This window comes from Citrobacter meridianamericanus (genome assembly GCF_041320245.1).
GTDB classification, from domain to species: Bacteria; Pseudomonadota; Gammaproteobacteria; order Enterobacterales; family Enterobacteriaceae; genus Citrobacter; species Citrobacter meridianamericanus.
Map to the genome: position 1 here is coordinate 147,948 of NZ_CP101036.1, position 14,533 is coordinate 162,480.

The window sequence follows — 14,533 nt, forward strand, 5'->3', positions numbered from 1 at the left end:
ATGAAAGCGTTATCCAAACTGAAAGCGGAAGAGGGCATTTGGATGACCGACGTTCCTGAACCGGAAGTCGGCCATAACGATTTGCTGATTAAAATCCGTAAAACAGCCATCTGCGGGACTGACGTTCACATTTATAACTGGGATGAATGGTCGCAAAAAACCATCCCGGTACCGATGGTCGTTGGGCATGAATATGTCGGCGAAGTTGTTGGCATCGGTCAGGAAGTTAAAGGCTTTAAAATCGGCGATCGTGTTTCCGGTGAGGGTCATATCACCTGCGGACATTGCCGTAACTGCCGCGGTGGGCGGACTCACCTGTGCCGCAATACCACCGGCGTCGGCGTAAACCGTCCTGGCTGCTTTGCGGAATACCTGGTGATCCCGGCGTTTAACGCGTTTAAAATCCCGGACAACATCTCCGACGACCTGGCGTCTATTTTCGATCCGTTCGGTAATGCGGTACACACGGCGCTGTCATTCGATCTGGTTGGGGAAGATGTGCTGGTTTCCGGCGCGGGTCCAATCGGTATTATGGCTGCGGCGGTTGCGAAGCACGTTGGCGCGCGTCACGTGGTGATTACCGATGTTAATGAGTATCGCCTTGAGCTGGCGCGTAAAATGGGCATCACTCGTGCGGTCAACGTATCGAAAGAGAATCTGACCGACGTGATGGCTGAACTGGGTATGACTGAAGGATTTGATGTGGGCCTGGAGATGTCCGGTGCGCCGCCCGCGTTTCGCGCCATGCTGGACACTATGAACCACGGTGGCCGCATTGCTATGCTGGGCATTCCACCATCCGACATGTCTATTGACTGGACAAAGGTTATCTTTAAAGGTTTGTTTATTAAGGGTATCTACGGTCGCGAGATGTTTGAAACCTGGTACAAAATGGCTGCATTGATCCAGTCTGGTCTGGATTTGTCGCCGATCATCACCCATCGATTCTCCATCGATGAATTCCAACAGGGCTTTGACGCTATGCGTTCAGGCCAGTCAGGGAAAGTGATCCTGAGCTGGGATTAACCCTATCCAGTCAGTGGATTCTGAGTGTTGTCCCCGGATGTTGATTATCATTAACATCCGGGGCTTTTTTTGCTTGCATGAGCCTTCCCGCCCGGCGCATTTTTCGCTAAAGAATTAATATTTTTTTCTGAAAATCTGCCGCTTAATATGCTAAAAAGTGCCGATTACTCTATTGTCTGGCTGGATTTGATATGACCTATACCCCTGGTCTCCTGAGCGTCATTATGCCCCTGTACAACACGGGTGAACCGTTCATTGCGTGTATGGATTCGCTGATTGCGCAAACCTGGAAGAACCTCGAGATCATCATTGTGAATGATGGTTCTACGGATAACTCAGCGGAGCTTGCTCAGTCTTATGCGGATCGTTATCCGCACGTGCATCTGTTGCACCAGCGCAATGGTGGGGTATCTGCGGCGCGTAATACCGGTATGGAAGTCGCCAGGGGCGAGTACATCGCATACGTAGACGGCGATGATATTGCCTATCCGGAAATGTATGAAACGCTGATGAATATGGCGTTGAAAGATAATCTGGACGTTGCGCAGTGCAATGCTGATTGGTGTATTGCGGAAACCGGCCACACATGGGCATCTATTCCTACCGATCGAATTCGTTCTACCGGCGTGATGACCGGGCCGGACTGGTTACGCAAAGCGTTAGCCAGTCGCCGTTGGCGGCACGTTGTCTGGATGGGCGTATACCGTCATCAGACCATTCGCGACGCCGGACTGACTTTCCTGTCCGGTCTGCACCACCAGGATATTATCTGGACGACGGAGTTTATGTTTAACGCCAAACGTACCCGTTACACGGAAGTCCCGCTTTACAAATACTTCCTGCACGGTGCGTCCGTCAGTCGTCTGCCGCGTACCGGAGAGAAGAACCTGGCTTACCAGCGCCACTACATCAAAATTACCCGTCTGCTGGATAAGATGAATCATGATTACGCCGGACGCATTCCCATTTACCCCGAGTTCAAACAGCAAGTGATTTATGAAGCGCTACGCGTTTGTCATTGCATCCGTAAAGAGCCGGATGAAAAAATCCGCCAGCGTATGATTGCCGAGGTTTTCGTGTCGGGTATGTTCAAGCGCATGGTGAGCAATATTTGCAGCGCTAAGCTGGGTTATCAGGTGCTATTGTGGGCCATCCGCTTTAGTCAGTGGCGCGATAAATCACTGACGCCGCGCCGCCTGGCCCATTTAACGCTGGATATTAAAGACTAATTATTGCCAGCCCTGCCACTGCAGGCGCATGTACTGCACCAGCGTGCTTTGGGTGATGCTTTCACCGAGCACACTGAAGAAGCGGCTGTTGTAAACCGGCTCTATCGGTTTCTTCGGTTTGCACAAATTTACACCGCGGAAAGGGTTACGCGGCGTATCTGGCGTACCGTTCTTCGGCGATGTGAAGTTTGGTCTGGACGTATCCACCTGTGGTTCATTGAGCAGGCTGCTTGGGCGAACCAGTGTGATGTCCGCTGGCAAGTTATAAAGCATCTGCTGCAGAACACGAACCGTCGAAGGGTGTGGGTGCCCAATGGCAATTGCTGAGCCGTTGCGGCGCGCAAGCTCGACGGCACGATTGAACTGACGGCGAATGTCGGCTTCGTTTTGCGTATCATCGAGGAAGACTTTGCGTTTGATGACCTTCACGCCAGTTCCTGATGCTGCGCGCATTGCCTGACTGTTGCCGATGGTCATGCTATCCAGAAAGTAGAGATCGTAGCGCTCCAGTGCCTGCATCACCTTCTGCATGCCGAACAGGCTGGAGGTCATCGCGCTGCCCATATGGTTGTTCAGTCCGACCGCATTCGGTACTTTGCTGACCGCGTCGCGAATAATTCGCTCAATCTCTTCGCTGCTCATTTCCGGGCGCAAAGTATCTTTCTCTAATGGCTGCTTGCTCAGTGGCGCCATCGGCAGGTGGATCAACACTTCATGCCCGCTGTTATGCGCTTTAGTCGCCATTTCACGCGCATGTGGCGCGTTTGGCAGAACGGCAACAGAGACTGTGGAAGGCATCGCCAGCACCTGATTTTCAGTGTGCGGACGGTAGCCGAAATCATCAACGACGATGGCGAGTTTGCCAGCAAATACAGGTGTTGCGAAGGCCAGCAGGCTGGCGAGAGAGAGTACCAGACGACGAAAATGAGGCAAAACTTATCTTCCCAACCACGGCTGTGGATTGACCGCCTGACCCTGGCGACGAATTTCGAAATAGAGTGCTGGCCTGCCCTGACCGCCGCTGCTACCCACAAGTGCAATAGGTTGCCCGGCGCGAACCTGTGTACCGACGCTGACCAGCGCGCTCTGGTTATAACCGTACAGGCTCATATCGCCTTTACCGTGCTCAACGACCACCACCAGGCCATAGCCCTGCAGCCAGTCCGCGAGAATGACGCGACCATCGGCAATAGCTTTAACTTCGGTGCCTTCGGATGCGCCAATAACCATCCCCTTCCAACGTAGCTCACCCTGCAGCTGTTCGCCATAGCGATGTAGCGTTGGACCACGAACGGGCCAGAATGCCTGGCCGCGCGGCGAACCTAAACCACCGGTACGCGACATCAGAGATTTTTCGCTTTCGGTTGGCTTGTAGGTTGAGCCTTTTCGTGACGCATCCTGCTGCTTATCGCGTACGGCTTGCGCCTCGCGGGCTTCACGTTCTGCGCGTGCTTTGGCTGCGGCTTCGGCGCGAGCAATGCTGTTGCGCAGGCGTGATTCGTTGGCGCGCATTTCGCCCAGTTGCTGCTGACCTTGTTGAATCGATGATTCCAGACCCGAGAGCGTTTTCTGGCGTTCATTACGCGCCTGCTCCAGTTTAGCCTGCTGGGCGCGCTGTTCGTACAGTAACGTCTGCTGTTCGCTTTGCTTATCTTCAAGCTCGGCTTTTTGCGAGTCGACCTCTTCGCGGGTTTGTTTCAGCTGCGCGATAGTTTCTTGCCTCGCCTGGTTCAGGTAACCGAAATAGGCCTGTAGACGTTGCCCGCGCTGGCTCTCTTCACCGCTTAGGATGAGCTGAATGCCGGTGTGTTCGCCCTGACGAAATGCTGCATCGAGCTGGGCTGCCAGGCTGCGTTCTTGTGCGGCCCGCTGTTTTTCCAACTTCGCGAGTGCGGCGTTCATCTCAGCGATTTGCGCATTCAACTGCGCCAGTGAGTTTTGTGTTTCGCGCAGTTGCCTTGCGGCCACGGCGATAGCCTGTTCCTGAGCTTTTAGTTGAGCGAGGAGGGTGGAGCGTTGTTGTTGCTGTTGGCGTACCGCGCGTTCTTTTGCCGCGATATCAGCCTGAATAGATTTAAGCTGATCGCGTTCGTCCGCGTGGGCGGTAAAGGCGCACAGCAATACGCCAGCGCTAAGCGCGCTGGCGTAGAACAAGGGCCTGACTGAAAACTTACGCAGTTTCACGGCCCGGGTGATGGTATTAATCGCCTTTCCCCTCATGGGGAGGGATTATTCCACGATGAACAGCGGCTTACCAGTCATCTCTTGCGGGATTTCCATACCCATCAGCGTCAGCATGGTCGGGGCGATATCAGAAAGTTTGCCGCCTTCAACTGCTTTGACGTTTTTGCCACCGACATAAATCAGCGGAACGGGCAGGTTGGTGTGCGCAGTATGCGCCTGACCGGTGGACGGATCGCGCATTTGCTCTGCGTTACCATGGTCTGCAGTGATCAACAACTGGCCGCCAACGGATTCAACCGCTTTAGCCACCTGCTCAACGCAGTGATCCAGCGCTTCAACCGCTTTAACCGCTGCTTCCATCACCCCGGTGTGACCCACCATATCGCCGTTCGGGTAGTTACAAATGATGGTGTCGTATTTCCCACTCTCAATCGCAGCAACCAGTTTTTCGGTCAGCTCAGCAGAGCTCATTTCCGGCTGCAGATCGTAGGTCGCGACTTTCGGTGAGTTGATCAGAATACGGTCTTCGCCTTTGAACGGCTCTTCTACACCGCCGTTAAAGAAGAAGGTCACGTGCGCGTATTTTTCGGTTTCGGAAATACGCAACTGCGTTTTGTCGTTCTTCGCCATCCACTCGCCAAGGGTGTTGGCCAGAGATGCTGGTGGGTAAGCAACCGCAGTTTTGATGTCGGCCGCGTATTCGGTCAGCATCACAAAGTTGAGGTTAACGACTTTCTTACGGGCGAAGCCGTCGAAGTCAGCGTTAACAAACGCACGGGTGATTTCACGCGCACGGTCAGCACGGAAGTTCATGAAAATCAGCGTATCACCGTCTTCCATAGCAGCTTCAGCCTGGCCTTCAGCACGGATCACGGTGGCTTTAACGAATTCGTCGTTTTCGTCACGGGCATAAGCCGCCTGCAGACCTTCAACAGCTGTAGCGAACTGGAATTCGCCTTTTGCCAGCGTCATCAGGTCATAAGCCTGCTCCACGCGATCCCAACGGTTGTCGCGGTCCATGGCATAGTAACGGCCAATGATGGACGCTACGCGACCTTTGCCCAGTGCGGCAAATTTCTCTTCGAATTTCTGCAGGGAATGTTCAGCGCTGCGCGGCGGGGTATCACGGCCATCAAGGAAAGCGTGCAGATAGATTTTCTCAGCACCGCGTTCAGCGGCCATTTCTACCATCGCCATGATGTGATCTTCGTGGCTGTGAACGCCGCCAGCAGAGAGCAGACCCATGATGTGTACCGCTTTACCGCTATTTTTTGCCTGGTCGACCGCATCGGTCAGCACCGGGTTGGCGAAGAATGTACGTTCTTTGATTTCAACATCCAGACGGGTCAGGTCCTGATAAACGATGCGGCCCGCGCCCAGGTTGACGTGACCCACTTCGGAGTTGCCCATCTGGCGATCGGGCAGACCGACTTCCAGACCAGACGCATCAATCAAGGTATGCGGACGTTTTGCCCACAGAGCATCCATTACCGGGGTTTTGGCATTAAAGATGGCGTTATCCTGGCTGTCTTCACGATAGCCATAGCCATCCAGAATCACCAGTACCATAGGTTTTTTAGAAACCGACATTGCGACAACCTCACACTCAATAGATAAAAAATAATTGCATAATTTTACTACAGCTGAATCGATAAAGTAGCCCCCGAAGATCAAATAATGGGGGATCGCGTGCCAGGGTGAACACTGATTTACATTTTTTTTTCCGTAGCGCCCCGCAAAAATGCAATCCAATGCACGCTCTGGCTGTATTTGCGCCAACGCGCAGGTATACTCCTTTCCTGGTTTTTTTAATCACTGAGTCGGGAGTTGTTACCCCCCATGCAAGAAATTATGCAATTTGTTAGTCGCCACCCTGTCTTGAGTATCGCCTGGATTGCGTTACTGGCGGCTGTATTGTTTACCACGTTTAAGAGCCTGACCTCAAAAGTGAAGGTGATTACGCGCGGCGAAGCTACACGTCTCATCAATAAAGAAGACGCCGTTATCGTCGATTTACGTCAGCGCGACGACTTCCGCAAAGGTCATATCGCAGGCTCTACTAACCTGCTGCCGAGCGAAATCAAAGCCAACAATTTTGGCGAGCTGGAAAAACACAAAAACAAACCTGTTATTGTGGTTGATGGCTCTGGTATGCAGTGCCAGGATTCAGCAACTGCGCTGATTAAAGCCGGTTTTGAGCAGGTATCTGTACTGAAAGACGGCGTAGCGGGCTGGAGTGGTGAGAATCTGCCACTGGTTCGCGGCAAGTAATTTACCCGCCGTTTTTATCCTGCAGGGTAAAAGAACACTGGAGATAAGTCATGGCCAATATTGAGATCTATACCAAAGCAACCTGCCCGTTTTGCCATCGTGCAAAAGCGCTGTTGAACAGCAAGGGGGTGAGTTTCCAGGAACTTCCGATTGACGGCGATGCCGTGAAGCGTGAAGAGATGATCAAGCGCAGTGGCCGTACAACGGTTCCACAGATTTTTATTGATGCACAGCACATTGGTGGTTGTGACGACTTGTATGCGTTGGATGCGCGTGGTGGACTTGATCCCCTGCTGCGTTAAGGCGTACGGATAGTATTTAAAGGACAACACTAAAGGGTTTTCTCAACATGTCAGAACAAAATAACACTGAAATGGCTTTCCAGATCCAACGTATTTATACCAAGGATGTATCTTTCGAAGCGCCAAATGCACCGCATGTTTTCCAGAAAGATTGGCAGCCAGAGGTTAAACTTGATCTTGATACCGCCTCTACCCAACTGGCAGATGATGTGTATGAAGTAGTGCTGCGTGTCACCGTAACGGCTTCCCTGGGTGAAGAAACTGCGTTCCTGTGCGAAGTTCAGCAGGGCGGTATTTTCTCCATCAGTGGTATTGAAGGGACTCAGATGGCGCATTGCCTTGGCGCATACTGCCCGAACATTCTGTTCCCGTATGCTCGCGAATGCATCACCAGCCTGGTTTCACGCGGTACATTCCCGCAACTGAACCTTGCGCCGGTCAACTTTGATGCGCTGTTCATGAACTATTTACAGCAGCAGGCTGGCGAAGGTACTGAAGAACATCAGGATGCCTGATGAACCAAAGTAATGCTTCAATGACTGTGATTGGTGCCGGCTCGTACGGCACCGCTCTTGCCATCACCCTGGCAAGAAATGGCCATCAGGTTGTCCTGTGGGGCCATGATCCGAAACATATCGCGACCCTTGAGCACGATCGCTGCAACGTCGCGTTCCTTCCTGATGTGCCTTTTCCTGACACACTGCGCCTGGAAAGTGATTTAGCCACTGCGCTGGCCGCCAGTCGTAATATCCTGGTGGTGGTGCCGAGCCACGTCTTTGGCGAAGTGCTGCGTAACATCAAACCGCTGATGCGTCCTGACGCGAGGCTAGTCTGGGCGACAAAAGGTCTGGAAGCGGAAACGGGACGTCTGCTGCAGGACGTCGCACGCGAAGCGCTGGGGGATGCTATTCCACTGGCGGTCATCTCCGGTCCGACGTTCGCCAAAGAGCTGGCAGCAGGTATGCCGACGGCGATCTCTCTGGCCTCGACGGACGACACCTTTGCTGACGATCTCCAGCAGTTGCTGCACTGCGGTAAAAGCTTCCGCGTTTACAGCAACCCGGATTTCATTGGCGTGCAGCTTGGCGGCGCGGTGAAAAACGTTATTGCTATTGGCGCGGGGATGTCTGACGGCATCGGCTTCGGCGCGAATGCGCGAACCGCATTGATCACCCGCGGACTGACCGAAATGTCTCGCCTTGGCGCGGCGCTGGGTGCCGATCCTGCCACCTTTATGGGGATGGCGGGTTTAGGCGATCTGGTGCTGACCTGTACCGACAACCAGTCGCGTAACCGTCGTTTTGGCATGATGCTCGGCCAGGGTATGGACGTGCAGGGCGCGCAGGACAAGATTGGTCAGGTGGTTGAAGGCTATCGCAATACGAAAGAAGTTCGTGAATTGGCGCACCGTTTTGGTGTCGAGATGCCAATAACCGAGGAAATTTATCAAGTATTGTATTGCGGAAAAAACGCGCGCGAGGCAGCATTGACGTTATTAGGTCGTGCGCGCAAGGACGAGCGAAGCAGCCACTAGCCGTAAGGAACCGTTTCAATCTAACGACCCGACCCGCGTAGAACGGGTTGGTCGTTTTGCTACCTTCTGGAGTATGCAATGCCGTGTGAAGAACTGGATATCGTCTGGAAAAACATTAAAGCGGAAGCCCGGGCACTGGCGGAATGTGAGCCAATGCTAGCCAGTTTTTACCACGCAACGCTGCTCAAGCATGAAAACCTCGGCAGTGCGCTGAGTTATATGCTGGCGAATAAACTCGCTTCTCCGATCATGCCTGCCATTGCGATTCGAGAAGTCGTGGAAGAGGCCTACGCGGCCGATCCTGAAATGATTGCTTCGGCGGCTTGTGATATTCAGGCGGTGCGCACGCGTGACCCGGCCGTCGATAAATATTCCACCCCACTTCTTTATCTGAAGGGTTTTCACGCGCTTCAGGCCTATCGTATCGGTCACTGGCTGTGGCACCAGGGGCGTCAGGCGCTGGCGATCTTTCTGCAAAATCAGGTGTCCGTTAGCTTTCAGGTAGACATTCACCCGGCGGCAAAAATTGGCCGGGGGATTATGCTCGATCACGCCACCGGTATTGTGGTCGGTGAAACTGCGGTGATTGAAAACGACGTCTCTATTTTGCAATCCGTCACGCTTGGCGGGACCGGTAAATCCGGCGGTGACCGACATCCTAAAATTCGTGAAGGTGTGATGATTGGTGCGGGAGCAAAAATTCTCGGCAATATTGAAGTCGGGCGTGGCGCAAAGATTGGCGCAGGTTCCGTCGTTTTACAGCCTGTTCCCCCGCATACGACTGCCGCAGGCGTTCCGGCGCGCATCGTCGGCAAGCCTGACAGCGATAAGCCGTCTATGGATATGGATCAGCATTTCAACGGGATACATCATACGTTCGAGTATGGCGATGGCATCTGATTTCGAGCTATCTTACTTGTCATCTTGAACCAGGACTGTGCTCGCCATCCTCACGTACTGCGCGCAGTCCATGTTCAACCTGACTGCGCCGATAACGCTCGAAAAGTAAACGTTAAATTCTGCCGTAGGTCGGATAAGGCGTTAGCCGCACCCGACACAAATCAACTACGCAATACCGCGCCAGGATAACCTAACTGGCGCCAGGCTTCATACACCACTACCGACACCGCGTTAGACAGGTTCATGCTGCGACTGTCCGGCATCATCGGAATACGAATTTTTTGTTCGGCTGGTAACGCGTCGAGAATGCTGGCTGGCAGACCGCGTGTTTCCGGGCCAAACATCAGATAATCGCCATCCTGATAGTTTACTGCGCTATGCGCTGGCGTACCTTTGGTGGTCAGGGCAAACAGACGTTGCGGATTTTCTGCGGCGACGAAAGTGGCATAATCAGGGTGGCGCAGCACGGCGGTAAATTCATGGTAATCCAGCCCTGCGCGACGCAGGCGCTTGTCGTCCCAGGTAAAGCCCATTGGCTCAATAATATGCAGACGAAAGCCGGTATTGGCGCAAAGACGGATAATATTGCCGGTATTTGGCGGGATTTCTGGTTCGAACAAAACGATGTTAAGCATACTGCCCCCTTAATAACGGGGGGCAGAATAACAGATATTTAATTCACCCTCACGCGGCATCACCCTGGACCAGAGGAGCCAATGCGGCAGGCAGGCTCTTGCCCAGTTCCTGTACCAGTGAATCGCGGCTGATTTCGCTAATGGATTTCGCACCGGTCAGGGTCATTGCCACCTTCATCTCTTTCTCGATCAGGTTCAGCAGATTCGCCACACCGGCCTGGCCGTGGGTTGCCAGCGCGTACAGGTAAGCACGGCCCAGCAGCACGCTATCCGCACCCAGCGCAATCATGCGCACCACGTCCAGACCGTTGCGGATCCCGCTGTCGGCCAGAATCGCGATATCGCCTTTTACCGCATCGGCAATGGCGGGCAGCGCGCGGGCGGAAGAAAGCACGCCATCTAGCTGGCGCCCACCGTGGTTGGAAACCACAATCCCGTCGGCGCCAAAGCGCACGGCGTCGCGGGCATCTTCTGGATCGAGGATCCCTTTGATCACCATCGGGCCATCCCAGAACTCACGGATCCACTCGAGGTCTTTCCAGGAAATGGACGGATCAAAGTTATTCGCCAGCCAACCGATGTAATCCTCAAGGCCGGTGGGCTTGCCAAGATACGTCGAAATATTGCCTAAATCATGCGGCCGACCGTTCAGGCCAACGTCCCATGCCCATTGTGGATGGGTAACTGCCTGCCAGTAACGACGCAGTGCCGCATTTGGTCCGCTCATACCTGAATGAGCGTCACGATAGCGTGCGCCGGGCGTGGGCATATCGACGGTAAAAACCAGCGTGGAGCAGCCTGCGGCTTTGGCGCGTTCCAGGGCGTTACGCATAAAGCCGCGATCGCGCAGGACGTAAAGCTGGAACCACATCGGACGCTTGATGGTCGGGGCGACTTCTTCAATTGGGCAGACGGATACCGTCGAAAGCGTAAATGGTATGCCTTTGGCATCAGCGGCGGCGGCAGCCTGAACTTCGCCCCTGCGTGCGTACATGCCGCACAAACCGACAGGCGCGAGGGCTACTGGCATCGACAGTTTTTCGTTAAACAGGGTGGTTTCCAGACTAAGATCTGACATGTTCTTCAGCACGCGCTGGCGTAGTGCTACCTCTGATAAATCTTCCACGTTACGGCGCAGGGTATGCTCCGCGTACGCCCCACCGTCAATGTAGTGGAACAGGAAAGGAGGTAGAATGCGCTGGGCTGCGGCGCGATAATCGCTGGCTGCTGAAATAATCATGTGTTGTTCTCCCTGCTAATTTCATTATGGTCACCGGGCAGACGGGTGATACGCGCCTGGCGGGCCTGGTCTTCATCAAAGCGTTTAATGGTGGTATGGACAAAACTGAGATGCGCCATCATTGCCTTTCGCGCGCCGTCGGCGTCCCCAGCGACAATCGCGTCCAGCACAGCAAGGTGTTGTTCTGTGAGCTGTGAAAACACCGGCGGCACCAGGTACATACGTTGGCGACTCTGTTTTACCGAAGACTGCAATACGTCGAAGAAACCACGCATGGTTTGTAGCAACACCACGTTATGCGAGGCTTCAGCGATGGCAAGGTGAAAGCGAACGTCTGCTTGTGAAGCGAGATCCGGATCTTCACTTTGTGTGGCCTCGAAACAGAGCCTGATTTTCTCTTTGTCGGCGGCCGTGGCGCGCATGGCGGCGTGCCAGGCGGTGCTGGCCTCGATGGCGTGGCGGGCTTCGAGAATATCGAAGCTGTAATCAGGGTCGTCCGCCATCAGGCTTTTCAGTGGCTGGACAATGTTTTGTTCGGACCACGGTTCATGCTGCCAACGGATAAACGTCCCGCCGCCACGACGGCTAATCAGCACGCCTTCACTTACCAGCTTGGCTAACGCCTCGCGCAGTGAGTTACGGGATACGCCGAGCTGTATGGCCAGTTGGCGCTCAGCGGGCAATTTCATGCCCGCCTCCAGCTGTTGTTCTTTAATCAGCGCCCGCACACGAGATGCGACCTCGTCTGACAGGCGTCTGGGCATCACTATCATGGAATCATCCAGGTTAAGACATAGGCCTGCAGCGTGGTGATCACACCCACCATACAGGTGAAAATAAGGCTGTGTTTCACGGTAAAGCGGAACAGGTCAGATTCTTTACCCACCAGCCCCACGGCCGCACAGGCGATGGCGATTGACTGCGGGGAGATCATCTTACCGGTCACGCCACCGGTGGTATTCGCCGCAACCAGCAGTACATCAGAGACGCCAATTTGCTGAGCTGCCGTTGCCTGCAGAGCCGCGAACAGTGCGTTTGATGAGGTGTCTGAACCGGTCAGGAATACCCCCAGCCAGCCGAGGAACGGCGAGAAGAAGGTAAAGGCGTGGCCGGTGTGCGCCAGCGCCAATGCCAGCGTTGAAGACAGCCCCGAGTAGTTAGAGATAAACGCGAATGCCAGTACCATTCCGATGGAGTAGATGGGCAGCGCCAGCTCTTTTAGCGTGCTGCCAAAGGTTTGCAGAGCGGCAGACGGCTTCATTTTCAGCCAGACGATTGACAGCAGCGCGGCAAACAGAATGGCGGTACCGGTTGCCGAGAACCAGTCGAACTTGTACACCGCCGCGTAGGCTGTGGCTTCGTGTACCACCGGCGGCATGCGGGCTACCAGTTTGTCGAGGAATGGCACCGGAATATTGACCACCCAGTGGTACATCGTGCCGCCAGGGGCAAACAGCGCTTTAAACGGCGGGATGCTCCACAGTGTGACGGTGGCGGTCAGGAACAGGAATGGAGACCAGGCGCGAACCACCTGTCCAACGGTATAACGGGTGCGAGTCAGCGTCTGATCAACCTGGGAAGCGCCCATGTCGCCAAAGCGGAAGATGCGCACTGGCTGCCAGCGTTTCAGGAACAGCGTCAGGCAGACCAGAGAAACCAGAGAAGAGATGATGTCCGGCAGTTCCGGCCCGATAAAGTTCGAGCTGAGGTACTGCGCGATAGCAAACGAACCACCAGCGACCATTACCGCAGGCCAGGTCTCTTTCACGCCGCGCCAGCCGTCCATAATCGCCATGATCCAGAACAGTACGATAATCGTCAGGAACGGCAACTGGCGACCCACCATCTGGCCGATTTCAAAGCTGTCCAGCCCGGTGACCTGACCGGCAACCAGAATTGGAATACCCATTGCACCAAACGCCACCGGCGCGGTGTTCACAATCAGGCATAACCCTGCCGCATACAGCGGGTTAAAGCCGAGGCCAACCAGCAACGCAGCGGTAATTGCGACGGGCGCACCAAAGCCAGCGGCACCTTCCAGAAACGCCCCAAAACAGAAGCCCACGATGATCATTTGCAGACGTTGGTCAGGAGTGATGGAGAGAATCGACGAACGGATAATGTCGAACTGCCCGGTTTTTACCGAGATTTTATAGACGAATACCGCGGCGATAATGATCCAGGCAATCGGCCACAGACCATAGAAGAAACCGTACACCACAGAAGCCAGCGCGTGATCGACCGGCATTTTGTAGAACAATAAGGCGACCGACAACGCGATCACCACCGTCCACGATGCCGCAACATAGCCTTTCAGCTTGAGCTTAATCAGCGCGAAGAAAAAGAACAGAATAGGTAGCGAGGCAATCAGGCTTGAAAGCCAGATGTTACCGGCCGGGTCGTAGTTTTGTTGCCAGAGATTCATTGCAGGTCTCCTGGGGGCCGCTGACATAATGCAATGAGTCTGTGCTCATCTCTTCGTCACATTATGTGTAAAAGTGGCCCTGCCAATATTGTTGTGTAGGGGTAATGACAATGAATGGTTAATCAAATGTTATTTGTTGGCAACGGTAATGTACGCACATTTTAATGAAATGTGAGGTGTTGGTAGGATCTGACTGAAATTGGTAGGGCCAATTGCGAGGGAAAGCGAAGAACCGGGCAAGCGAGTGTTGCCCGGTGGCAGACTAGAACTCGTTTTTCGCGAAGCCCGTCATCTCTTTCAGGCCCATTTCACGGCCAAGTTCGGTCATCGGGTGAACGACGATCAGGCCGCGCACGCTCTTCTTCAGCTTGCCCATGTCGGCCTGTTCTTTTTTGGTGATGGCACGACGGAACGGGAGTTTGCTGAGCTTTTGCGCTTCTTTGCTCAGCTTCTGACCGTGCACTTCACGCAGTCGTGCGATCTCAGTTTCCAGTGTTTCTTTCTCTTGCTCAAGCTCGGCATATTTGTCGGCGGCTTCAACCAGGGACAGGTCAGCCTGCTGGTGGCGGATTGCGTCAAGACGATCGCTCAGGCGTTTAATTTCGTTTTTTTCGACTTCTTTCATAGGATAGCTTCTGATAAAAATAGGATGAATATCCTATAGTATGCGCGCAGAGCGGGATTATTCACAACTCATCGAAGATAAATAATCAAATGCTGTAAGTATTATTCAGCTAATGGTAATGCTACTTTTTTGATTAATAAGGAACTTTAAGCGATAAGATTG

15 protein-coding genes are annotated in these 14,533 nt (G+C 53.8%); 7 read left to right on the plus strand and 8 right to left on the minus strand.

Going from position 1 to position 14,533, the window contains the following annotated elements; all coding sequences use genetic code 11:
• Positions 1 to 1,026: an L-threonine 3-dehydrogenase gene (gene tdh, locus NMD08_RS00675; protein ID WP_003024132.1), complete on the plus strand. Its 1,026-nt coding sequence runs from the start codon at positions 1 to 3 to the stop codon at positions 1,024 to 1,026.
• A gap of 191 nt (positions 1,027 to 1,217) precedes the next feature.
• Positions 1,218 to 2,255: a glycosyltransferase gene (locus NMD08_RS00680; RefSeq protein WP_370619345.1), complete on the plus strand. Its 1,038-nt coding sequence runs from the start codon at positions 1,218 to 1,220 to the stop codon at positions 2,253 to 2,255.
• Here NMD08_RS00680 and NMD08_RS00685 read toward each other — a convergent pair whose 3' ends face one another.
• Genes NMD08_RS00685 through gpmM form a run of 3 tightly spaced genes read right to left on the minus strand, consistent with a single transcriptional unit; the run spans position 2,256 to position 6,029 of the window.
• A complete protein-coding gene (locus tag NMD08_RS00685) occupies positions 2,256 to 3,188 on the minus strand; it encodes a divergent polysaccharide deacetylase family protein (RefSeq protein ID WP_370619347.1) in 933 nt (310 codons plus the stop codon).
• Between the two features lie 3 nt (positions 3,189 to 3,191).
• Positions 3,192 to 4,451 (minus strand): murein hydrolase activator EnvC, encoded by a 1,260-nt coding sequence (gene envC, locus NMD08_RS00690; protein ID WP_252838613.1) that lies wholly within the window; start codon positions 4,449 to 4,451, stop codon positions 3,192 to 3,194.
• 33 nt (positions 4,452 to 4,484) lie between these two features.
• Positions 4,485 to 6,029, minus strand: a complete 1,545-nt coding sequence (gene gpmM / locus NMD08_RS00695) for a 2,3-bisphosphoglycerate-independent phosphoglycerate mutase (RefSeq protein WP_040231588.1) — start codon at positions 6,027 to 6,029, stop codon at positions 4,485 to 4,487.
• A 249-nt stretch (positions 6,030 to 6,278) separates the two neighbouring features.
• On the opposite strand from gpmM, the gene NMD08_RS00700 reads away from it, so the two are divergent.
• The 5 genes from NMD08_RS00700 to cysE all read left to right on the plus strand — a co-directional run bounded on the left by NMD08_RS00700 (position 6,279) and on the right by cysE (position 9,446).
• Positions 6,279 to 6,710 (plus strand): rhodanese-like domain-containing protein, encoded by a 432-nt coding sequence (locus tag NMD08_RS00700; protein ID WP_005120473.1) that lies wholly within the window; start codon positions 6,279 to 6,281, stop codon positions 6,708 to 6,710.
• Positions 6,711 to 6,760: 50 nt separating this feature from the next.
• Positions 6,761 to 7,012, plus strand: a complete 252-nt coding sequence (grxC, locus tag NMD08_RS00705) for a glutaredoxin 3 (protein ID WP_003024152.1) — start codon at positions 6,761 to 6,763, stop codon at positions 7,010 to 7,012.
• A 47-nt stretch (positions 7,013 to 7,059) separates the two neighbouring features.
• Positions 7,060 to 7,527, plus strand: coding sequence for a protein-export chaperone SecB (gene secB, locus NMD08_RS00710; protein ID WP_003024155.1), 468 nt, complete (start codon positions 7,060 to 7,062; stop codon positions 7,525 to 7,527).
• On the plus strand, positions 7,527 to 8,546 hold the full coding sequence (gpsA, locus tag NMD08_RS00715; RefSeq protein ID WP_252838567.1) for an NAD(P)H-dependent glycerol-3-phosphate dehydrogenase: 1,020 nt from the start codon (positions 7,527 to 7,529) through the stop codon (positions 8,544 to 8,546). The genes secB and gpsA overlap by 1 nt, the downstream gene beginning before the upstream one ends.
• 78 nt (positions 8,547 to 8,624) lie before the next feature.
• The gene (gene cysE, locus NMD08_RS00720) at positions 8,625 to 9,446 is read left to right on the plus strand and encodes a serine O-acetyltransferase (protein WP_151216999.1); all 822 of its coding nucleotides are present in this window, start codon (positions 8,625 to 8,627) and stop codon (positions 9,444 to 9,446) included.
• 161 nt (positions 9,447 to 9,607) lie between these two features.
• Here cysE and trmL read toward each other — a convergent pair whose 3' ends face one another.
• From trmL to NMD08_RS00745, 5 genes are all read right to left on the minus strand, one after another.
• Positions 9,608 to 10,081 carry a tRNA (uridine(34)/cytosine(34)/5-carboxymethylaminomethyluridine(34)-2'-O)-methyltransferase TrmL gene (gene trmL, locus NMD08_RS00725; protein WP_151216997.1) on the minus strand — a complete coding sequence of 158 codons (474 nt, stop codon included), beginning with the start codon at positions 10,079 to 10,081 and terminating at the stop codon, positions 9,608 to 9,610.
• A 49-nt stretch (positions 10,082 to 10,130) separates the two neighbouring features.
• A complete protein-coding gene (gene lldD, locus NMD08_RS00730) occupies positions 10,131 to 11,321 on the minus strand; it encodes a quinone-dependent L-lactate dehydrogenase (protein ID WP_151216995.1) in 1,191 nt (396 codons plus the stop codon).
• Entirely contained in the window at positions 11,318 to 12,094 is a 777-nt protein-coding gene (gene lldR / locus NMD08_RS00735) for a transcriptional regulator LldR (RefSeq protein WP_151216993.1), read from the minus strand. Before lldR ends, lldD begins: the two co-directional genes overlap by 4 nt.
• Positions 12,091 to 13,746: an L-lactate permease gene (gene lldP, locus NMD08_RS00740; protein ID WP_151216992.1), complete on the minus strand. Its 1,656-nt coding sequence runs from the start codon at positions 13,744 to 13,746 to the stop codon at positions 12,091 to 12,093. The genes lldR and lldP overlap by 4 nt, the downstream gene beginning before the upstream one ends.
• A 262-nt stretch (positions 13,747 to 14,008) precedes the next feature.
• Positions 14,009 to 14,371: a YibL family ribosome-associated protein gene (locus NMD08_RS00745; RefSeq protein WP_151216990.1), complete on the minus strand. Its 363-nt coding sequence runs from the start codon at positions 14,369 to 14,371 to the stop codon at positions 14,009 to 14,011.
• Positions 14,372 to 14,533: the final 162 nt, after the last annotated feature.